Source organism: Sorangium sp. So ce426, assembly GCF_051475585.1.
Classification (GTDB): Bacteria; Myxococcota_A; Polyangia; order Polyangiales; family Polyangiaceae; genus Sorangium; species Sorangium cellulosum_B.
This window is the reverse complement of the sequence record NZ_CP150341.1, coordinates 1,886,282-1,906,035: the sequence shown is the minus strand read 5'-3', so window position 1 is coordinate 1,906,035 and position 19,754 is coordinate 1,886,282. Positions and strand designations below refer to the sequence as shown.

The 19,754-nt window shown below is 70.1% G+C and carries 19 protein-coding genes; 3 read left to right on the top strand and 16 right to left on the bottom strand.

The window, feature by feature from the left end:
• Window positions 1–47: 47 nt before the first annotated feature.
• From WMF44_RS07190 to WMF44_RS07135, 12 genes are all read right to left on the bottom strand, one after another.
• Window positions 48–803, bottom strand: a complete 756-nt coding sequence (locus WMF44_RS07190; RefSeq protein WP_437298383.1) for an ABC transporter ATP-binding protein — start codon at window positions 801–803, stop codon at window positions 48–50.
• 105 nt (window positions 804–908) lie between these two features.
• Window positions 909–1,691: an ABC transporter permease gene (locus WMF44_RS07185; RefSeq protein ID WP_437298382.1), complete on the bottom strand. Its 783-nt coding sequence runs from the start codon at window positions 1,689–1,691 to the stop codon at window positions 909–911.
• Window positions 1,692–1,738: 47 nt separating this feature from the next.
• Window positions 1,739–2,599: an ABC transporter permease gene (locus WMF44_RS07180; RefSeq protein ID WP_437298381.1), complete on the bottom strand. Its 861-nt coding sequence runs from the start codon at window positions 2,597–2,599 to the stop codon at window positions 1,739–1,741.
• A gap of 65 nt (window positions 2,600–2,664) precedes the next feature.
• Window positions 2,665–3,747 (bottom strand): ABC transporter substrate-binding protein, encoded by a 1,083-nt coding sequence (locus tag WMF44_RS07175; RefSeq protein ID WP_437298380.1) that lies wholly within the window; start codon window positions 3,745–3,747, stop codon window positions 2,665–2,667.
• Window positions 3,748–3,917: 170 nt separating this feature from the next.
• Complete coding sequence (locus WMF44_RS07170) at window positions 3,918–5,408, bottom strand: hypothetical protein (RefSeq protein ID WP_437298379.1); 1,491 nt, start codon at window positions 5,406–5,408, stop codon at window positions 3,918–3,920.
• 145 nt (window positions 5,409–5,553) lie between these two features.
• Window positions 5,554–7,083: an amidohydrolase family protein gene (locus WMF44_RS07165; protein WP_437298378.1), complete on the bottom strand. Its 1,530-nt coding sequence runs from the start codon at window positions 7,081–7,083 to the stop codon at window positions 5,554–5,556.
• A 132-nt stretch (window positions 7,084–7,215) separates the two neighbouring features.
• Window positions 7,216–7,359, bottom strand: a complete 144-nt coding sequence (locus tag WMF44_RS07160) for a hypothetical protein (protein WP_437298377.1) — start codon at window positions 7,357–7,359, stop codon at window positions 7,216–7,218.
• 448 nt (window positions 7,360–7,807) lie between these two features.
• Window positions 7,808–8,704 carry an STAS domain-containing protein gene (locus tag WMF44_RS07155; RefSeq protein ID WP_437298376.1) on the bottom strand — a complete coding sequence of 299 codons (897 nt, stop codon included), beginning with the start codon at window positions 8,702–8,704 and terminating at the stop codon, window positions 7,808–7,810.
• Between the two features lie 122 nt (window positions 8,705–8,826).
• Window positions 8,827–9,855 (bottom strand): hypothetical protein, encoded by a 1,029-nt coding sequence (locus tag WMF44_RS07150; RefSeq protein WP_437298375.1) that lies wholly within the window; start codon window positions 9,853–9,855, stop codon window positions 8,827–8,829.
• Between the two features lie 368 nt (window positions 9,856–10,223).
• Window positions 10,224–11,183, bottom strand: a complete 960-nt coding sequence (locus WMF44_RS07145; protein ID WP_437298374.1) for a phosphotransferase — start codon at window positions 11,181–11,183, stop codon at window positions 10,224–10,226.
• Window positions 11,180–11,722, bottom strand: coding sequence for a hypothetical protein (locus WMF44_RS07140; RefSeq protein ID WP_437298373.1), 543 nt, complete (start codon window positions 11,720–11,722; stop codon window positions 11,180–11,182). Before WMF44_RS07140 ends, WMF44_RS07145 begins: the two co-directional genes overlap by 4 nt.
• Before the next feature lie 282 nt (window positions 11,723–12,004).
• A complete protein-coding gene (locus tag WMF44_RS07135; RefSeq protein WP_437298372.1) occupies window positions 12,005–13,510 on the bottom strand; it encodes an FAD-dependent monooxygenase in 1,506 nt (501 codons plus the stop codon).
• Between the two features lie 105 nt (window positions 13,511–13,615).
• Between WMF44_RS07135 and WMF44_RS07130 the strand changes: the two genes are divergently transcribed.
• Window positions 13,616–14,320, top strand: coding sequence for a TetR/AcrR family transcriptional regulator C-terminal domain-containing protein (locus WMF44_RS07130; RefSeq protein WP_437298371.1), 705 nt, complete (start codon window positions 13,616–13,618; stop codon window positions 14,318–14,320).
• A 146-nt stretch (window positions 14,321–14,466) separates the two neighbouring features.
• On the opposite strand, the gene WMF44_RS07125 is transcribed toward WMF44_RS07130, so the two are convergent.
• Window positions 14,467–14,781 (bottom strand): hypothetical protein, encoded by a 315-nt coding sequence (locus WMF44_RS07125; protein ID WP_437298370.1) that lies wholly within the window; start codon window positions 14,779–14,781, stop codon window positions 14,467–14,469.
• Window positions 14,782–14,792: 11 nt separating this feature from the next.
• A complete protein-coding gene (locus WMF44_RS07120; RefSeq protein WP_437298369.1) occupies window positions 14,793–15,128 on the bottom strand; it encodes a hypothetical protein in 336 nt (111 codons plus the stop codon).
• Between the two features lie 39 nt (window positions 15,129–15,167).
• Between WMF44_RS07120 and WMF44_RS07115 the strand changes: the two genes are divergently transcribed.
• Window positions 15,168–16,004, top strand: coding sequence for a cyclase family protein (locus WMF44_RS07115; RefSeq protein WP_437298368.1), 837 nt, complete (start codon window positions 15,168–15,170; stop codon window positions 16,002–16,004).
• 28 nt (window positions 16,005–16,032) lie between these two features.
• On the opposite strand, the gene WMF44_RS07110 is transcribed toward WMF44_RS07115, so the two are convergent.
• Complete coding sequence (locus tag WMF44_RS07110; protein WP_437298367.1) at window positions 16,033–16,422, bottom strand: tautomerase family protein; 390 nt, start codon at window positions 16,420–16,422, stop codon at window positions 16,033–16,035.
• 32 nt (window positions 16,423–16,454) lie between these two features.
• Window positions 16,455–18,386, bottom strand: a complete 1,932-nt coding sequence (locus WMF44_RS07105) for a D-glucuronyl C5-epimerase family protein (RefSeq protein ID WP_437298366.1) — start codon at window positions 18,384–18,386, stop codon at window positions 16,455–16,457.
• Between the two features lie 170 nt (window positions 18,387–18,556).
• Between WMF44_RS07105 and WMF44_RS07100 the strand changes: the two genes are divergently transcribed.
• On the top strand, window positions 18,557–19,723 hold the full coding sequence (locus WMF44_RS07100; protein ID WP_437298365.1) for an RtcB family protein: 1,167 nt from the start codon (window positions 18,557–18,559) through the stop codon (window positions 19,721–19,723).
• Window positions 19,724–19,754 lie beyond the last annotated feature (31 nt).

The following is a 19,754-nucleotide window of genomic DNA, read 5'->3' as shown; positions in this document are numbered from 1 at the left end:
CCGGATGGCTTCGGGCCTTCCGTCACGCTGCGCCTCGATCCGTCGCGCTAGGCCTCGAGGAGGTAGCCGCGCACCTCGTCGACGAGGGCCTTGATCTCGTGATCGGTGCGGGACCTCGGGCGCGGCGCGCTGACGGGGACGACGCGCTTGATCCTCCCGGGCCGCGGCTCGAGCACGACGACGCGATCACCGAGGAACACCGCCTCCTCGACGTCGTGCGTGACGAGGATCATGGTGATCTTCTCCTCCTGCCAGATGCGCTGGAGCTCCTGCTGCAGCTTCGCGCGGGTCAGCGCGTCGAGCGCGCCGAACGGCTCGTCGAGCAGCAGGATGCCCGGCCGGTTGACCAGCCCCCGCGCGATCGCCGCCCGCTGGGCCATCCCGCCGGAGAGCTGGTGCGGGTACGCCCGCTTGAACCCGGACAGGCCCACGAGCTCGAGGTGCTCGTCGACCGCGCGCGTCTTCTCGGCGTGCGTCCACGCCGAGCTCTCCAGCCCGAGCGCGACGTTCTGCTCGATGGTGAGCCAGGGGAAGAGCCGGTGCTCCTGGAAGACGATGCCCCGATCGAGGCTCGTCCCCTCGACGCGCGCGCCGCCGACGAGGATGTCGCCCTCGTAGTCGGCGTCCAGCCCGACGAGGAGCCGCAGGAGCGTCGATTTACCGCAACCGCTCGTGCCCACGACGCTGATGAACTCGCCGGGGTGAATGGTCAGGCCGATCCCCCGGAGGACCTCCAGGGGCTTGTCCTTGACCACGTATTTCTTGCTGACATCGCGAATGTTGATGACTCCAGGCGAGCCCATGAGTTCCTCCTCGAAGCAGACGAAGCAGACGAAGCAGACGAAGCAGACGAAGCAGACGAAGCAGACGAAGCAGACGGAATCAGACGTTGACGACGTTGACGGCGTTCACACGCCGCGGACGCGCCATCGCAACAGGCGGTCTTCCGCGGCCTTGGCCAGCGCGTTCAGGCCGAAGCCCACGAGGCCGGACACGATCAGCCCGACCAGCACGACATCCATGGCGAAGCGCTCGCGCCCGTCCACCATCAGGCTGCCGATCCCGGGGGCGGGCTCGAGCAGGTACTCGGCCCCGAGCGTGCCGAGCCACGCGTAGATGAGCCCCTGGTGCACGCCCGCGAAGAGCGACGGCGCGGCGGACGGCAGGATGACCTTGCGGAGGATCTGCCACCGCGAGAAGCGGAGCACCCGCGCCACCTCGATGTGCTCGACACCGACGCTGCGCACGCCTTCATAGGTGTTCACGACGACCGGGTAGAAGGCGGAGAGCGCGATGAAGGCGATCTTCGCCTGCTCGCCCACGCCGAGCCACACCGACATGAGCGGGATCCACGCGAACAGCGCGACCTGCTTCGCCGCGTGGAAGCTCGGTGAGAACAGCTTGTCGGCGGTGCGCGAGACGGCGAGCAGGCCGCCGACGGCGCCGCCCGCGACGATCCCGAGCGCGAGCCCAAGGAGATCCCGGGCGAGGCTGGCGCGCAGGTGCGCCCAGAGATCGCCGCTCTCGTGCAGCGCCCTCGCGGCCTTCCAGACCGCGAGCGGCGGGACCAGGATGCGGGTGTTGGCGAGCTCGTAGCGGCAGACCACGAGCCACGCGACGAACAGCAGGACGGGCAGGACCAGGCCGCGCCGCAGCCGCGGCTGGATCAGAGCATGGGTGATGGCGCTCATCGTGTGTGTTCTTCGGCGAGGTGTACCAGGGCGTCTTCGGTGAGGTGTTACAGGGCGGCGCGCCGCCAGCGGAGGAGGCGGGCCTCGATCGCCTCGAGCCCCTTGTCGAGCGCGAGCCCGACGATCCCCACGACGAGGATCGCCGCGAGCACCACGTCGAGCTGGAACAGCTGGCGGCCCCAGACGATCAGGAACCCGACGCCCTCGGACGAGGCCAGGAGCTCGACGGTGACGAGCGACAGCCACGCTTGCGTCAGGCCGTAACGGACGCCGACGGCGATGGACGGCACCGCGGCGGGGAGCACGACCTTCCGGAGCAGCTGAGCATGGCTGAAGCGGAAGACCCGGGCCACCTCGATGTACGATCTCGGCACGTTCTTGATGCCCTCGAACGTGTTGATCGCCACGGGGATGAGGCTCGCCTGCGCGATGAGGATCAGCTTGAGCGACTCGCCGATCCCCGCCACCATCATGACGAGCGGCAGCCACGCGAGCGCGGGGACCTGCGCGAGCGCCTTGAAGAGCGGGTGGACGTGCTCCTCGATCCGCCGCGAGAGCCCCATCGCGATGCCGAGCGCGAGGCCCGCCGCGCCGCCCGCGGCGAAGCCGCCGAGGACGCGACCGAAGCTGATGGCGATGTTCGTGTGCAGATCGCCCGAGCTCGCGAGCTCGGTCAGCGTCTGCACGACGAGCCCTGGCGCCGGCAGGATCTGCGCCGGGATCAGCTCGCGCTGCGAGGCGTAGCTCCACGCGAGGAGGAGCGCCGCCGGGAAGACGAGCCCCACGGCGACGTTGCCCACCTTCCGCGACAGGAGCCGGGAGGCGCCGCCCGCGGGCAGCGCCACGTCGGGCGCCGCGAGCTTGTAGCCGGCCTGGGTCTGGCTTTCTTGAATTCCCTGCTGCGTCATCTTGGTTGCCTTTCTCTCGTGGCGTTCCGCCCCTGCGCTAGGCCCCTTCGCCGCGCGCTCTCCTCTCATGACCTCCCGGGGTGCTTGACCTTCCCGTTCACGTCGAACTCTGGCCAGTAGCCCTCGAGGTTCAGCTCCTTCAGCGCCGCGTTCAGGAACCGCAGATCGATCCAGGAGTCGACGTCGAACGTGTTCCTGATCAGGCCGAACCGCTTCGCGTCGGCGGCGGCCGCCTTGTAGCGGGAGATCAGGTAGTCATCGAACAGCGGGCTCGCGCGCACCTTGAGCGAGTCGCCCGTCTGGTCCGCCTTGAAGTTCGAGTACGGCACCCCCGACTTGGACCAGAGCTGGTAGATCGGCGCCGGGTTGGCCTCGTTCTGCGCGATCCAGTGGGCGGCCTGCACGACGACCTTGACGACGCGCCTCGTGATGTCGGGATATTTGTTCGCGAAGTCCTCGGTGACGATCAGGTGGGCGTGCCGCAGGTAGGCCGGCGAGTCGTTCTTCGTCGAGTAGACGATCTTGGCGACCCCCTGATCCTGGAGCGTGAGCAGGTCGTACCCGCCGAAGGCAGCGTCGATGTCCCTCGTCGCCAGCGCCGCCTTCGCGGTCGCGCTGTCCATGTTGAGGATCCGGAGATCGCGCTCCGACAGCCCGCTCCCCGCGAGGATCTTGTTGACGGCGAGCTGCAGGTTCGTGCCCTTGAAGAGGGCGACCTTCTTCCCCTTGAGGTCCGCGAGCGACGCGATCGACGAGTCCGCCGGGACGGCGAGGTACGTATGCTGCCTCGTCGACACCCCCGCGAGGAGCTTGGTCTTGAGCCCCCCTGCCCTGCCGATGCTCGACGGCAGGTCTCCCTGGAGCGCGAAGTCGAGCAGCCGGTTCGCGTACGCCTCGTTGACCGCGGGCCCGGCCCCCTTGAAGAAGGACCACTCGATCTTGATATTGTCCTTCTTGAACTCCTCCTCCAGGAGCCCCCGCGCGTGCACCACGCTCAAGCTGCTACCGCCGACGAACGGCCGGTTCCCGATCCCCACCCCCGCAAATGCCACCCGGATGACGCTAGGCGCCTCCGCCCGCGCCACATGCGCCGACAACGTCAAAATCACCGCGACCAGTATCTGCACAAAAATCAAAGCTCGTCTCATAAATCTCTTCTCCCAATTCGCTGCATACCGTCGTCCCACCGCCGCCAGAGCGATGCTCGCCCGCACAGGAGACGGGCCCAGATCGGCGTTTTCGGCGCGCAGGCGTACTCACGTACGCCGAGCACCGAAAACGTCGAGGTGGGCCCGTATCCGAAGCGGGCGAGCATCGCTCAAAAGGCGCCTTGGAGTTGGGCTAGGACCTCGTGCTTGGCCCCCTCGGTGCTCGTGCGGTCGTCTCGACGGTTGACGTTGAGCTGGAACTTCGTCGTCTCCGCGAAGAAGACGTTGAAGCCGAGCGTGTACACGTCGACCCGGTTCTCTTGCACCTCGGTGCTGGGGTCGAAGAGGTCGATGCGGAGGAACGGCTGGTAGGTCTTCGGCCACCAGTCGTCGTAGCGGCCCTGGTTGCGGTAGCCCTTCAGGAACTGCTCGCCCCAGTTGTAGAAGAAGGTCGCCACGTGCGACAGGCTGGTTTGCCTCGTCTTCCGCGGGTCCTCCGCCGTCGTCCCGAGCGTCACGTCGTCCTGGCCGTAGATGAACTCGTAGGTGACGCCGATCGGATAGTGGTTGTAGTAGACGTCGCCGCCGAAGCGGCGCTTGACGCCCTTGCCGGACCGCGTCTTCTTCTCGTCCTTGAGGAACGTGTTCTGCCAGCCGATGTACGCGCTCCCGCCGAGCGTGATCTGGCGGAGGATGGAGTTGTAGTCGGACGGCACGGTGAACGCGAGGCGGCCGATGATGTCCTTCTCGCTGTTGTCGTCGGGCGTGTTCGGCCCGCTCCCGTTGATGATGCCGATCGCGTAGGCGAGGAGGGGCGCCCGGTAGTTGTAGCCGTAGTCCACCTGCGGCAGCACGTCGCCGCGGACGATGAGCCCGAGGTCGCGCCGGTTCAGCCCGAGCTTCGTCGTGAACTGCGCGTTGGTGATCACCGGCTTCAGCTCCTCGCTCGCGGGGACCTCCAGCCCGAAGGGCAGGAGCTGCTGGCCCAGGGTGACCTGCAGGACCCAGTCCTCCGGGGCGAGGGTGGGGAGCACCGAGTACGCCAGCTGGGCGTCCAGCAGGTTGAGGAAGCTGTTGTTGCTCGCCTGCTGGGGCGAGGCGCCGAAGCGCACCGAGTAGGTCAGGTTGCGGCCTTCCTCGTAGTCCTTGTAGAGGATGCCATTGAACGTGAGGGTCGCGGCGCCCGTGTCGAACGTCACCTTGCGATCGTTCGAGGTCGCCGTGGTCACCGGCTGCTCCGTCCATCCGACGCGCGCCTGGATGACGCCGCCGACGAGGAGGGAGCGGGTCGAGAGGGCGGTGTGGAGATCGCGCTCTCGCTGCCACTGGAACTTGAAGTTCTCGAGGTCGGTGACGAGCCCTTGCAGGTCGTCCCGCGTGACGGCGTTGGGATCCGGCTCGACGAAGGCCTCCGCGGCTGCGTCGCCCGCGGGCGGGGTGCCGGCGTCCGGCGCGCCGGGGGTGGCGCCGGGAGCAGCCGGAGCGGCGGTCGCGGCGCCCGGCGCGGCGGGGGCTGCGCCAGCAGGCGCCGCAGCCGCAGGGGCCGCGCCGGCGGGCGCAGGGGCCGCGCCGGCAGGCGCCTGAGCCGCGCCGGCGGGCGCAGGCGCGGGACGCTCGCCCTGGGCTCTGCCGGGCGGGTTCTGCGCGCTCGCCTGCGTCACGCAAAGGACGAGGCTCGTCGCGAGGATCGATGATATGGCGGTTCTTGAGCGGTCGAGCAAACGCATGAATGGATCCAGAGGGGTTCGTTGATTCACAGTTACGGTCGGGCGGGGCTGCTTCCGTCGCCCCGCCCGACGCTCCACGTCAGGCCGCCTTGCTCTTCCGCAGCTTCTGCTCGACCGCGGTCCCGGCGAAGAAGCCGGGGTTCTTGCCGGCAAAGAAGTTGTAGGGGTGGGTGAACACGAGATCGCGGAAGTTCGCCTCCGTGAGCGCCCCGCGCTCGACGAGGCTCCAGGTGTCCGCGAGGACCTCGGTCAGATCCGGCACGTCCCAGTGGCCGCTGTCCGACGCCCAGAAGGCGTTGAGCTGCACGCCGAGCGGGTTGACTTTCGTGTTGAACGCGTACGCGATCGTGGGGTCGTCCGCCTCCGAGCCGAAGTAGAAATTCGGCACGTACCGGTCGCGGATGTCCTCGATCCGCTCGATGCCCGCCACCGCGAAGTCGTCGAGCGCGCCCGGGTCTTGCGGCTGCCTCCGCGAGTTGTTCGAGACGCCGAGCGCCCCGCCGAGGACAGCGTGGATGTCGCCGAGCCGCGCCCCGACCTCCTCGCCGCCGTACTGCTGGTACAGCGCGTACAGCAGCTTCGCGTCGATCAGATCGGGGTTGTAGTTCTGGACCGCCCTGCCGTTGCGCTTCTCCCAGTGCCCCACCAGATCCGCGAACAGCGTCGCGCCCCACGCCGCCCCTCCCTCGAGGAAGCCGACGCGGAGATCGGGGAACCGGCGGGTCACGCCGCTGAAGAAGAGCGACTTCGCGAGCGCCTCGGAGGCGGAGGCGAAGTGGCCGATGTGGTTGTACATGTAGCTCGAGACCGAGCTGCGGCTGGTCCACCCCATCCCGGCGGAGTGGGTGGTCAGCACCGTCCTGAGCTCGACGGCCTTGGCCCAGAACGGGTCGTAGTTGTGCTCGCTGTCGACGCCGAACGTGTCGAGCCAGTTGGCGTGCCGCGCGACGTCCGGGTGGTGCCGCGACGGGTACTTCTCGGCCACCGACCGGATCGGCCGCCGGAGGTTGCCCGGGATGAGGGCGACCTTGAGGCCCAGCTCGCGCACGGCGAACTCGAGCTCTTCGACGCCCTCCTCCGGCGTGTGCAGCGGGATGGCCGCGACAGGCGTGAGGCGGTCGGCGTACGGCCGGTACACGTCGGCGTGATAGGCGTTGACCGCGCGGATGAGCACCCGGCGCAGGTCCTCCTTGCCGACGTGGGTGGCGAACGTGGAGACGTTCGGGAAGAGAACCGCGTAGTCCGTCCCCGACTCGCCGAGCCGCTCGTGAAGCAGCCTGGGCAGCGACACCGTGGCGAGATCGAGGGTGTTCTTCGTCGGCAGCGCCCACCACGGCGGGCGGACCGAGCGCTGCGCCGCGCGCTGCTCGGGCGTGAGCTCGTACCACTCGTTGCTCAGGTAGCCGAAGCCCCGGTTGATCGCGTCGCGGAACGCGTCGACGGACTTCGCGCCGCCGTACTTCGCGATGTAATCCTCGAGGATCGGCGCGAACTCGATCGTGTGCAGATCGGTGTCGATCACCGGGTAATCGAGCTTGTCGCGCACCAGCCGCGATCGAGAGGTCTTCTTGCCGTCTTTCAGCGAGAGGTGAGAGGATGAGACGCTCATGACGATGACTCCATGGCGCGATCGCGCGGCCGCGCGGCGGCCATCGGCGCCGGGCAGCCGCGCCCAGGGCGCACGAGGCCGCGCGCCGACCAGGCGCCCGCTCCTGTGCTGAGAATGTGAGAGGCCTTCGAGCTAGAGCGCCGCGAGCGCGGCGCCCCTACAGCGCGTCGCGCCCCGACGCCACACGACGGCTGGCGCGCCCGGGAGGGCGTTCGTCAGGGTCGTGATCGCGAGGGCGGATGAGACCGCGTCGAGCGCGATCACTGGATCTTTCATGGCTTTCTTCAGATCGACTATCGCCCTGACGCATTGCACTGTGCGGACCAATCCTTCACCGTGGCCAGCAGGGCAGGTCGGGCGGAAGCACCAATCGATGCGCTCGGCCTTGTGACCGCGCCCGCACGCTCCAGCGCGCCGTCCCGGGGGAGAGTTCAGAGAGGGCGCGAACGCCCCGACGCCTCCCGGCAACGAAGGAAACTCAGCCGCACGCGGCGCACGCCGCGCACTCTGTCAGGAAAGCAGCTCGACGCTCGTTGCGCCGCTGCAGGTTGCGTTCTGCACTCTGCGTTCTGCGTTCTGCGTTCTGCGTTCTGCATGCGGCGTACCAGGCTTACGTCCGCTTCAAAAGACACGGATCCGTTATACCGGACAAGCCCTTGCTGCTGGAGCAGCAGGCGCGTGCTGCGGGGGTGCTGCTCCAGCAGCAGCCCCCGGGCAAGCTGCGTCAAGGCTGGGACGTCGACGCGGGCGAAAGGCTCATCCCGGTCGCGAACGAGATCGCGCTCTGCAGGTCGCGACGGGTCACGACGCCGGCGAGATCGATGTCGAGGCTGACGATGGCCTGGGACACCTCCGGCCGGATGCCCGTCAGGACGACCTGCGCCCCGATCAGCCGGACCGCCCGCGCCACCTGCAGGAGGGCGCTCGCCGAGGCCGCGTCGATGTGCGGGACGCCGGTGACGTCGATGATCGCCACCCGCGCCTGCCGCTCGACCACCTTGCTCAGCAGGTTCTCCATCATCTGCTGCGCCCGCGCCGCGTCCAGCACGCCCACGAGCGGCAGCACGAGGACGCCCTGGCTGATGGGCACGATGGGCGTCGACAGCTCCAGGAGCGTCTTGGCCTGCAACCGGAGCGTATCCTCGAGCCGCTTCCGGTCGGTGATCACCTCGGTGAACAGCATGATCCCGCCGATCTCGCCGGTCGACTTGTACCAGGGAAAGATCTTCCAGCGCACCCAGTCGACGCTCCCGTCGGCCCGCGGGAAGGGCTCTTCATCATTCGATTCCGAGGCCCCTGCGATGCAGCGCCGGTGGATCGCCCTCCAGTGCTCGGGGATCTCGGGGAAGAGATCGTAATGACATCGGCCGATGATGTCCCGCTCCTTCATGCCGAAATCTTCCCGCCAGCGGTGACTGACCAGGATGTAGCGCATGTCCTTGTCGAACATGGCCACAGCAGCCGGGCTGTAGGTGACAAAGACGCGCGCATGCTCCTCGCTCTGGCGCAGCTCCGCCTGGAGGCGATCCCGCGCCTCCTCGGCCTCCTCCAGCTCCCGGATGCGCTGCTTCAGCTGCTGGTTCTCCGCAACGACAGCCATGTAATCCGTGTCACCGTTCATCCGCACCTCGGTTCCGTCCTGGCTTGTATATCAAAGAAGCGCGGGGCATGGCGCTCGGGCGCAACGCGTGCGCTACCGAGGAGCGGGTCAATGTCGCAGCCTGCGCCTCGGCCCGGCCATCGCTAGCGGTAGGGCCCGCCCCCGGGGCCACGCAGGAGGTTGCGCTCGATCCGTGCGCGCACCTCGTCGAGCGTGTCGATGGCCCACACCATCGTATCCGGCGCGATCGAGGGGGCGATCGGTCCCACGGTCACGCCGCGATCGTCGATGGTAACGGGGCCAGCGCGCTCGTCGAGGGCGAGGAGGGCCACACGGGCGCCGGGGTCGAGCAGCGCGGGGGTTCGGTCGGTCTGCCGCGGATCCACACGCACGAGGAAGCGGCGATCGAACGCCTCGTCGTCAACGACGATGTCCTGCCCGCCCAGCATCGTGCCGAGGCGGTCGAAGAGTCGTTCGCGCCGGACGGCGAGGCCAAGGCCGAGCTCGGTCTCGAAGCTCGCGCGCGCGGTGATCCGGTGGCGGTCGCGCGCCGCGCGCGCCGAGCCGATCTCGATCGGCCCCCCCTCGATCCGGCCCGTGACCGAGAGCGGAACGCTCGCGAAGGCGAGGCCGCGCGCCGCGGCGAGCGCGCGGAGCGCCTCGGCGTGTCCAGCGAGCGACGCGGCGGCGCGGAGGCCGACGCGCGCATCGTCGAGGAGCTCGACGGTCTGCGCGGCGCTGTGGACGGCGCGCACGATCCACGCCTCATCGGTGGAGCCGTACGGCTCGGAGAGCGTGCAACCGCCGTCGTGGACGCGGAGCTCGTAGGACGCGCGGTGCAGGGCGACGAGGTGCTCGCGGAGCGCCACGGTGAAGAGATCCCCTGTCCGGGAAGGGTCATCCGCTGCGATCGAGAACTCGCTGTCGAGGTCGTCGCTGCCGGTCACGACCGCGTTCACGAAGCCCAGGGTCGTCTGCCGGCGGCCCATCTCGAGGCCCAGATCGAGGGATGGCCGGAGCCAGCCATGGACGCGGACGTACGGATGCTCTTGTATGTCGCTGAGCTCCACGGAGACGCGGCGCCCCCCGACGAGGCCCTCCGCGTCGCGGCCCCGCGCGGCGATGCCGAGCGTCGCGGCCGCGGCCTGGACTTGCTGCTCCCAGCTCCTCATGCACCCACGCTATCCGCGCGATGCACCTGGCGCAATCATCGCAATCCCACGCACCGCCGCCCAATGGACCTTGCCTCGCGGAAGCCCCGGTCTTCATGAACGGAGAAGCGTCATTGTTCCTTCGACGCCAGAGCGCCTTCCTGTGGCGCGCACCTCGAGCTCAGCCCGCTCGAGCGCTTCACCCGAGAAAAGGCAAGGAGTCCCCACAAGGGGACTCCGCGCCTTCCTGAATGTACTGCTGGCGTGCTGCCAGCCGCCGGGTCGCGGCCCGACGGGCAGCGTCACCCTGGCCGCGGAGCGCGCTGGGCAGCATCGAGGTGGGTCGCGATCCTTGTCGGGGGTTCGCGGCCCATGCCTTCAGCGTGACGTCATGGCCAGCCGCGCAGGACGTCGAGCGCCCGGGCTTCCTGTCGCATCTCGCGCAGGAAGGCGGCGGCGACGACGCCGGGGTGCGTTCGCTCCGGCGCGGCGCCGAACGCGGCGAGGACCTCCGCGAGCGGGCGGGACGCGTCGTCTTCAGGAGGCGGCCCGCCGAGGCGCGCTGCCACGAAGAAGAAGCTCGCGGCGTAGAAGGCGAGGGCGATGGCGCGCGCAAGGCCCGCCCGCGCGCGCACGCCGTCGCTCGCTGGCCTCCCGAGGTACGCCTCGAGCAGCGCCTCGCGCTGCTCCGGCCGCGGGCACGCAAAGACACCGAGCTGCGCGAGATCGATGAACGGATCTCCCGCGCCCGCGTGGGTCCAGTCGACGAAGTACACGCGCTCGGCCGCCACGAGCACGTTGTTCGGGTTGAGGTCGCGATGACACGCGGCGGCGTGCGCGTGCGGCGCGCTCACACGCTCGAGCTCGACGACCGTGCGCACGAGCTCGGCTGGCAGGCCCGCGCCTCCGAGCGCGGCGCACTGCGCGTCGAGGGAGCGCAGGAAGTCCATGCGCGACGGGCTGCGCGGGAACGGCGGACCGTCGTGGAGCCGCCGCAACGCCGCCGCGACCCGCTCGATCTGCGCCGGATCGCGCGTCGGGCGGAGCTGTGTCCCCGCGATGCGGTCCATGATCGTCACGCCCGTCCGCGCGTCCGCGTGGTGCAGGCGCGGCGCGACGCCGCGCTCGGACGCGATGCGCATGCACGCGCTCTCGCGCGCGGCGCGCTCCGGATCGCTCGGATCGACCGCGAAGCGCTTCGCGACGTACGGCGCGCCGTCGACGACGAACGCGATCAGCGCGGCGCCGGAGAACCCGCCGGAGAGCGAGGTCACGTCCTGGACCGGGCGCCCCGGGAACGTTGCCTCGAGCGCGGCGGTGAGGTCCGGGTGCAGCTCCGGGGCGCTCATGCCCACCCCCGCATCGAGGCGAGCCGCTTTGCGTAGAGGCGGCTCCGCGCGGCGAGATCGGCGGGCCGTGCCCAGTCCCACCCGATCGCCTGCCAGTCCGGGTCGTCGGGATCGAGCCCGAGCGACGCGACGAACGCGCGATCGGCGACGAAGAAGTGGTGTCTGTACGCGAGGAGATAGCCGCGCGGCGCCTCTGGCAGCGCCTCGACGTGGGCGCGCGCCTCCTCGTAGGTCGCGAACCAGTGGTGCAGCACGCCGCCATCCCGGCCGTAGAGCAGCGTCCCGAGCTCGGGCGCGCCGGGCTCTCCCGCGAGGGCGAGGCGCGCGCGCTCCCAGCTCGAGAAGCCGCACTCGCGCGCGACCACCGCGAGGCAGTGCTTTCTGCGGATGCCGGCCACGGCCGCGGCGAGCGCGTCCTCGTCGGCGCGCCCGAGCTCGGGCAGCGCGCGCAGGCGCGAGAGCGCCCTGGCGTCGTTCGACGCGAGCTGCTTGTGCAAGAGCTCGGCGCGGGTCTTCAGCTCGCGAACGGGATCCATCATGGACGTCTCCTCTTGAATCGGCCGCTACCCGCTCCCTCGGCCCGAGGATGTCGACGTGGTCATGACGGTGCGAGGTGGCTCGCGGTCGTCGCGTCGCAGGGTGAAAGGCTTCTTTCCGGCGGGGAGGGCGCCCCTGCGCACCCTGACCAGACGCTAGCGCTTCGCGTCGGGGCGCGCCAGGCCGAACCCAGGAGCGTGCGGGCGCTGATCGCGCGAACGGGCGCCGGCGCTCCACCTTCTCCACCTCTTCCGAGCCGAAGGTGTGAGTGGACCCTCGCGGCCTCACGCGGGCCCGCACCAGGACGCGAGCGCGCTCCTCAGATCGGCGAGGCGCGTCGCCCGCCGGGCAGCGTCGCTCGCCCACGCGACGTGCCCGTCCGGCCTCACAAGGACCGCATCGACGGCGGCGAGATCGCTCTGCGGCGCGGCCGTCGCGCGGACGACGTCGACGCGATCGCCCCACGCCGCGCCTGCCCCCCGGAGATCGACCGCGCCGGCGAGGTCGAGCAGGACGAACCGGGCCGTGTGGAGCAGCTCGTACAGCCGCGAAGCGCCGGAGTCCGTCACGAGCGCGCGATCGGGCGCCCGCCTGCCGACCCAGGGGTGCGCCTCCGCTGCCCCGCCGGCCGGATACGCGACGTCGAGCGCGCTGATCATCCCGGAGATCCGCCGATTGACGGGATCCATGGCGAGCAGCTCGCTCATCATCTGGCGGAGCGCCAGCCCCGCTTCCGAGAAGTCGCCGAGCTTGGTCTGGATCTCCGTGTTGCGCCCCAGGGCCACGCCCACGGGGTGGCGCTCGGCATGATAGCTGTCCAGGAGGTGGGGCGGCGCCCAGCCGTTCACCTCGGCTGCCAGCTTCCATCCGAGGTTCATCGCGTCTTGCAGACCGACGTTGAGCCCTTGACCGCCGGCGGGAAAGTGGATGTGCGCCGCGTCGCCCGCGAGGAGGACCCGCCCGCGCCGGTACCGCTCGGCGACCCGCGTCGCATTGCCAAAGCGCGACAGCCACCGTGGATTGCGCATCCGGAAGTCCCTTCCGACGATCCGCGCGACGCCGCTCTGCAGCTCCTCGAGCGTGACCGGCTCGGACGTGCTCACGTGCGCCCGTTGCGGATCGAACACGACGAAGCGATAGACGCCCTCGTGATCGCCGGGTGGAAGCGGGGCCGCCAGCACGGAGCCGCGCGCGCACGTGTGCCTGAACGGCCTGGCCGGGGGCTCGTCGAGCTCCACGTCGCCCAGGATGGCCGTCACCGTCGTCTCCGTGCCCGGAAACCCCACGCCGATCGAGCGTCGTACGACGCTCCTCGCCCCGTCGCACCCCACCACGTAACGCGCGCGCTCCTCGGCCTGCCCCGCGGGGCCTTCGACCCGCAGCGCGACCTCGCCTTCCCTCTCCGCGACCTCGACGACCGAGCGACCGCGCTGGATGTCGACGCCCAGCTCGCGGGCCCGCTCCTCCAGGAGCGCCTCTGTCTGCGCCTGGGCCAGCCACAGCGTGTACGGGTGCCGCGTGTCGAGGCGCGAGAAATCGAGCGGCGTGTCGAGCCACGCGAAATGCCCTGCCGGCATCGGCACGCCCCGGCGCTGGAAGCGGTCCACGATCCCGCGCTGTTCGAGGATCTCCAGGGTCCTCGGGTGCACCGTGAGCGCGCGCGATTGCTCGGTGCGCGCCCGCCGCTGCTCCAGCACACGGACCCGGACCTTCGCGAGCGCGAGCTCCGAGGCCAGCAACATCCCTACAGGGCCACCGCCAACCACAACAACATCATTTTGCACCGACATTGAAACCTCCACACCCCAAACTCTAACAACGTTAGAGTAAATTGAACGGTGTTAGAGTCAAGGCCGTGCTTCGACTTCCGGGCGCGAACGAGGGAAGGGCCAGCGATGCGGCTACGACGTGAGCAGGTCGTCGCGACGGCGCTGCGCCTCTTGAACGACGTCGGGCTCGACGCGCTGACGATGCGCCGGCTCGGGCAGGAGCTGGATGTCCAGGCGGCGACGCTCTACTGGCACATCAAGAACAAGGAGGAGCTGCTCGACGCGATGGCGGAGGCCATGCTGGCGGGCTGCGCGGAGAGCGTGCCGGCAGCGCTCTCGGGGATGGAGCTCGCGGCGGACATGGCCGAGCGGCTCCGCAGGGCGCTCCTCGCGCACCGCGATGGGGCGCGGGTGTTCGCGGGGACCTACGTCGCGCAGGACAACACGCTGCGGGTCTCGGAGGTGCTGCTCGGCGCGCTGAGCGACGCCGGTCTCTCCCCGCGCGCCGCGGCGTGGGGGTGCTGGTCGATCGTGTACTACGTGATCGGCTTCACCCTCGAGGAGCAGGCCCTCGTGATCCGCCCGGGAGCAGACCCTGGCAAGGCGGATCCAGCGCTCTTCCGCGAGGCGGTGGAGCGAGGAGCTTACCCGCACCTCGCGGCGGCGCTCCCGCACCTCCTGAGCACCGACACGGACGCGCGGTTCCGGTATGGACTGGCGCTGATCCTCAAGGGGCTTGAAGCGGAGCTCGAAGGGGCGCCGCGACCGAGGGAGCCCAGGAGCCCGCCGCACGCCGGAGCCAAGAAGCGGGCGCCCCGCCGGAGCGGCTGACCGCCGCCCGCGCGGATGACCGGGCCGCTCGGGTCGACGGTCGCTCCCGATGGGGGCCACGCCGCTGCGGCTGCTGTGCGGCGGCTGCGCCTACCTGGGTCGAATCGCTGCGATCACGCGCGCGGAGAGCCGTCCTCCCGCGGAGCTCACGACGTGCGGAGCGGCTCCGCGAGCCAGCGCACCAGCGCGTCGGCCTCCAGATCGAGCAAGGCATCCTCGACCTCGCCCGGACCGATGGCGCGGGCTCGCTCGATGATCGAGCGCTCTTCCTCGGCCGTCGGTCGCCGCCCGAGCCGCCGGGCGAAGAGCCGGCCGAGCAGCTCCGCGATCGCCTGCTGCTTGCCTCGCTCCTCGCCGCGTCGCTCCCCGCGCTCCTCGCCGCGTCGCTCGGCCTCGATGATCATTTCCCCGATGATCGGCGTGCGCCGGAGCAGCCCCTCTTCCTTGTCCTCCACCATCATGACGAGCTCCTTCAGCAGATCGTCGGCAGTCGCCGCCTGCGGCCCGACAGGACCACGGCGACGCTCTCGATTGGCGGCACCGCCTCCCTGTGGGCATCGAGGCGGAGCGCGGCGAAGAGGAATCCGAGGTACTCGAAGACGCGATCCGGAACGTCGTCGCGGAGCGCGAAGCAGAACTCGACGTGCAGCACGCGCGGCTCGCCGTCGATCCGCAAACGAATGGCCTTGTCCAGGCGACGCTCGATGTTCGTGACCTGGCTGTCGACCCAGCCGAGTCCTGCCCGCGTTGCTCTCCCGCGCGCGACCTCAGGATCGATGCCCCGGCGCGAGGCCGGTGACAGAATCATCTCCGGCGGCCGGTCGCATGGCCGGCCAGGAGGGGCTCGATGCGAACGTTGATCACGACGATACTCGTGCTCGCCGCGCTCTCGGCGGGCTGCGCGGCGGAGCAGGCGGGAGCGCGGGGCAACACGCCTGGAGGAGCTGGCGCGAGCGACATCCGCCTGCCCGAGGGCGCGCGGCTCGTCGACCTGACCTATCCCTTCGACGACAAGACCATCTACTGGCCCACGGCGACGACGGGATTCACCCACGGCACGGTGCACCACGGCAAGACCGAGGGCGGCTACTTCTACTCGGCGTACACGCTCTGCGCGCCCGAGCATGGCGGCACGCACCTCGACGCGCCCATTCACTTCGCCGAGGGCAAATCGACCGCGGACGCCGTGCCCCTGTCCCGCCTCGTGGGCTCCGCGGTGGTGGTCGACGTGTCGGCCGCCGCGGCCAGGGACAGCGACTACCTCGTGACCCCGGCGGACATCGAGGCGTTCGAGCGGGCGCACGGCGCCATCGAGCCGCGCACCATCGTGATGATCCGGACGGGCTGGGGCGCGCGCTGGCCTGACAGGAAGCGTTACCTCGGCGACGATCGACCTGGCCACGCCGAGGCGCTGCATTTTCCGGGGATCGGCGAGGACGCCGCGCGGGCGCTCATCGAGCGGAACGTGGGGGCGGTGGGCATCGACACGGCGAGCATCGATCACGGCCCATCGAGGACCTTCATGGCGCATCGGGCGCTGCTCGGGGCGGATATCCCGGCGTTCGAGAACGTCGCCTCGATGGAGTCGCTCCCCCCGCGAGGCGCGCTCGTCATCGCGCTCCCGATGAAGATCCGCGCCGGCTCCGGCGGGCCGCTGCGCATCGTGGCCGTGCTGCCGCGCTGACCGCCGGAGCCGCGCCGGCGCCCGGACGCTAGAGATTGACCTTGTAGTTCAGCTTGACCTCGTCGCCGTGCATCCCGCGAAACCCCCAGTCGTGGGCGGGCGACTCCGAGATACAGATCTCGATGTCCTGGTGGTCGATCCCGACCTCGTCCCGGATCTTGTCGAACAGGAGCCGCACGAGCTTCTTCTTCGTCTCCACGCTGCGCCCGGTCATCATCGAGATCTCGATGATCGTGTAGGCGTCGGTGCGCCCGCCCGGCGCCAGCATGTCCTCGCGCTCCATCGGGAAGAAGCGATGCGCCCGCTTGTCCTGCGGCATCAGCAGCGCCTCCATGACGCAGGCGTGGATCACCCTCGACAGGGCCTCCTTCACCGGATTGAGCTTCTCCTTGATTCCGTAGATCTTCACCTGAGCCATGGGGAGTTCTCCTGGAACAACGTCAATGCGTTTCAGTCGTCCGCGTCCTCGCCCTTCGGCCCGGGCTGCCCCGCGGCGGCCTCCTCGCCCTCGTCCTCGGGGAGCCCCGCGTCCGCCGCGCCCGGCGCCTCCGCCGCGAGCGCCATCCGCTCGGCGAGGGGCCGCTCGGGCAGCGTGAGCAGCGGGCCGTCGCCGAGCTCGTCGATCATGTTGAGGTACGCATTCATCGCGTGGCACACCGAGTCGGTGCGCACATAACGGTCCCTGACGCTCCAGAACACCCCGCCGGCGGCCGCCTGCGGGTTCTTCACCACGAACGAGCTGTCCGGACCGTACGTGTACTGCAAGAGCAACCGGATCGCGGCGACCACCGCGTCCTTGTACCGATCGCAGCCCTCCATGCCCTTCTTCCGGCAATGGTGGTACACCTCCGACATCACCTCGGCGAGCCAGCCGCTCCCGCTGCTCGACAGCGAGCGCTGCCAGCGTCCGTAGCGGTAGGCGTCCTCGGGCCTGCGCCACTGCCGCTTCACGAGGTCGTCGGCGCAGCGGAAGACGGTCTGCTCGACGCGCTGGTCGCCGCCGGCCTTCGCGAAGTCGAGCAGCGACTGGACCGCCCACGAGCTCGAGATCGGGTTGGGCTTCCTGTAATCGTCGCCGAGGAAACACCCCTTCTCCGCGATCCTGGCGAGCAGGTGGTCCGCGGTCCGGGCCGCGGCGTCGAGGTACTTCTTGTTGTTCGTGGCCCGGTAGGTGCGCGACAGGGCCGAGAGGACCTGCCCCGTGTAGAGCGTCGAGTCCTTGCCCTGGACCTTCCACGCCCCGCCCTCCTGCCCGGTCAGGGCCGATCGCACGCTGCCGTCCGGCCGCTGCATCGAGATCAGCCACTCGGCCGCGAGCACGGCGGACTCGAGGTACCTCTTGTCCTTCGTGACGCCGTGGAGCTCGAGGAGCGTGAAGATCGACTTCGACGCCGTGCCGACGACCAGCCGGCGCTCGGGCCGCTCGCGCTCCAGGTCGAACGCATAGAAGAAGCCGCCGGCCGTGCGATCGCGCGCCTCGCGGCTCTGCATGCCCATCATGAAGCCGGCGGCCTCCGTCGCCAGCCGCAGCAGGCGCTCGTCGGGCTTGTGGGCGTGCAGCTTCAGCAGCGTCAGCGCCGTGGACGCGGTGTAGATCGTGTGCAGCTCGCGCTCGAACCGGTCCGCGGGGGCGTGGTAGTACTTGTGAACCCCCTTGTGCCGCGGATCGATGACGCGCAGGAGATAGCCTTTGCCATCCTCGATGCGCCGCGCGAGGAGCGGCTTGTCGAGGACGCGCACCGGCACGAGCCCCTCGACGAGCTCGACGCCCTTCCCCGGGCGCTCGACGCTCTCCACCATCGACGCGTGATGATCCGGGAGCTCCACGACCAGCCGCGCGCCCGCGAGCGCGCTCGTCATCGCCGCCGCGCCGCCCGCCGCGGCCACGGCCCTGCGCGCGGCGTCCTTCAGCGCGACGCAGAGCCCCGCGTCCGACGCCTCCCCGCGGGCGATCTGCCTCCCCTCCTGAAAGCCCATCACGACAGCGCGGAAGGGGCGTTTGGACGAGAGGGCGAGATCGCACGTCACCCTGTCGCCGCCCGCCATCACCTGGCGGACGAAGGCGATGGCGCGATCGCGGAAGGCGCCATTGTCGAGCTCGGCGCCCGCGCCCCCGCCCTCCGGGGCCTGGATCGCTGGATCGGGCACCCGGGGTAGGTTCGCCGCGATCTGGGCCGCGAAGCGGTCGTCGCCGGCGGGCAGGACGCGTCGTCGACGTGCCGCACCTTCCGCGGCGCTGGCCGTCGCGGAAGCCGCCGCGGCGGGCTTCCCGGCCGCAGGGTCCTCGCTCGGCTTGCAGCCATCACAACCGCTCGTGGCCCCACACGACAGAGCGGCGAAGGCCGCCAGGGTTGCGATGGAGAGCGCGCGAGCAGACGGCATGAACAAGGACCCCGGAAGCAGCGATTTCGACGCGTATCAAGAACCCAGAGGCCCCGCAAGGCCGAACGGGGTAGCCGCGCCCCTCGCGATCGCTCGCACGCGCGCCTCGCGATTCGCCCGCATGCGCCCCTCGCTGTTCGCCTGCGTCCGCCGCGCGCTACTCTGCCCGCATGGGACCCGCGCAGATCAAGGGCAAGAACGTGGACATCAAGCTGTGGACCCGGCCGGACGAGGTCGAGGAGATCGCGCTGGAGCAGCTGCGGAACATCAGCGCCCTGCCCTGGGTGTTCCACCACGTCGCCGCCATGCCCGACGTCCACTTCGGCAAGGGCGCGACCGTCGGCTCGGTCATCGCGATGCGGGACGCTGTCGCGCCGGCCGCCGTCGGCGTCGACATCGGCTGCGGGATGGGCGCGCTCCGCACGAACCTCACCGCGGCCGATCTGCCCGACGACCTCCGGCGGATCCGCGGCGACCTCGAGCGCGCGATCCCCGTCGGGTTCGCGGCCCACGACGCCCCGCCGGCGGGGTTCGAGCGCCTCGCGCTCTGGGACGAGTTCGCGGGCCTGAGCCCGAAGGTCCAGGGGCTGTTCACGCGGGCGCGCTGTCAGCTCGGCACGCTGGGGGGCGGCAACCACTTCATCGAGCTCTGCCTCGACACGGACGACGGCGTGTGGCTGATGCTCCACTCCGGCTCTCGCAACATCGGCAAGGAGCTCGCCGAGATCCACATCGCCACGGCGAAGAAGCTCGCCCACAACCGCGACCTGCCCGATCGCGATCTCGCGGTGTTCCTCGCCGGCACCCCGGAGATGAAGGCCTACCGGCACGACCTCTTCTGGGCGCAGCGGTACGCGCGGACGAACCGCGAGGCCATGTTCCACCTCGCCGAGGGCGTGCTGCGCCGGCACTTCCCCGAGCTCGCGATCCAGGAAGCCATCACCTGCCATCACAACTACGTGGCAGAAGAGTGTCATTTCGGCGAAGACGTGCTGGTGACGCGCAAGGGCGCGATCCGGGCGGGCAAGGGCGAGCTCGGCATCATCCCCGGCTCGATGGGCACGCGCTCGTACATCGTGCGCGGCCTCGGCAACCCCGAGGCGTTCGAGAGCGCCTCGCATGGCGCGGGGCGCAAGATGAGCCGCGGCGAGGCGAAGCGGCGCTTCACGGTCGACGACCTGGCCGCGCAGACGGCCGGGGTCGAGTGCCGCAAGGATGGCGGTGTCCTCGACGAGATCCCCTCCGCCTACAAGCCGATCGAGCGCGTCATGGAAGACCAGCGCGATCTCGTGGAGGTCGTCGCCGAGCTGCGGCAGGTCCTCTGCGTGAAGGGGTGAGCGAGCGGCGCGGTCCCGGACAGGGAACTTT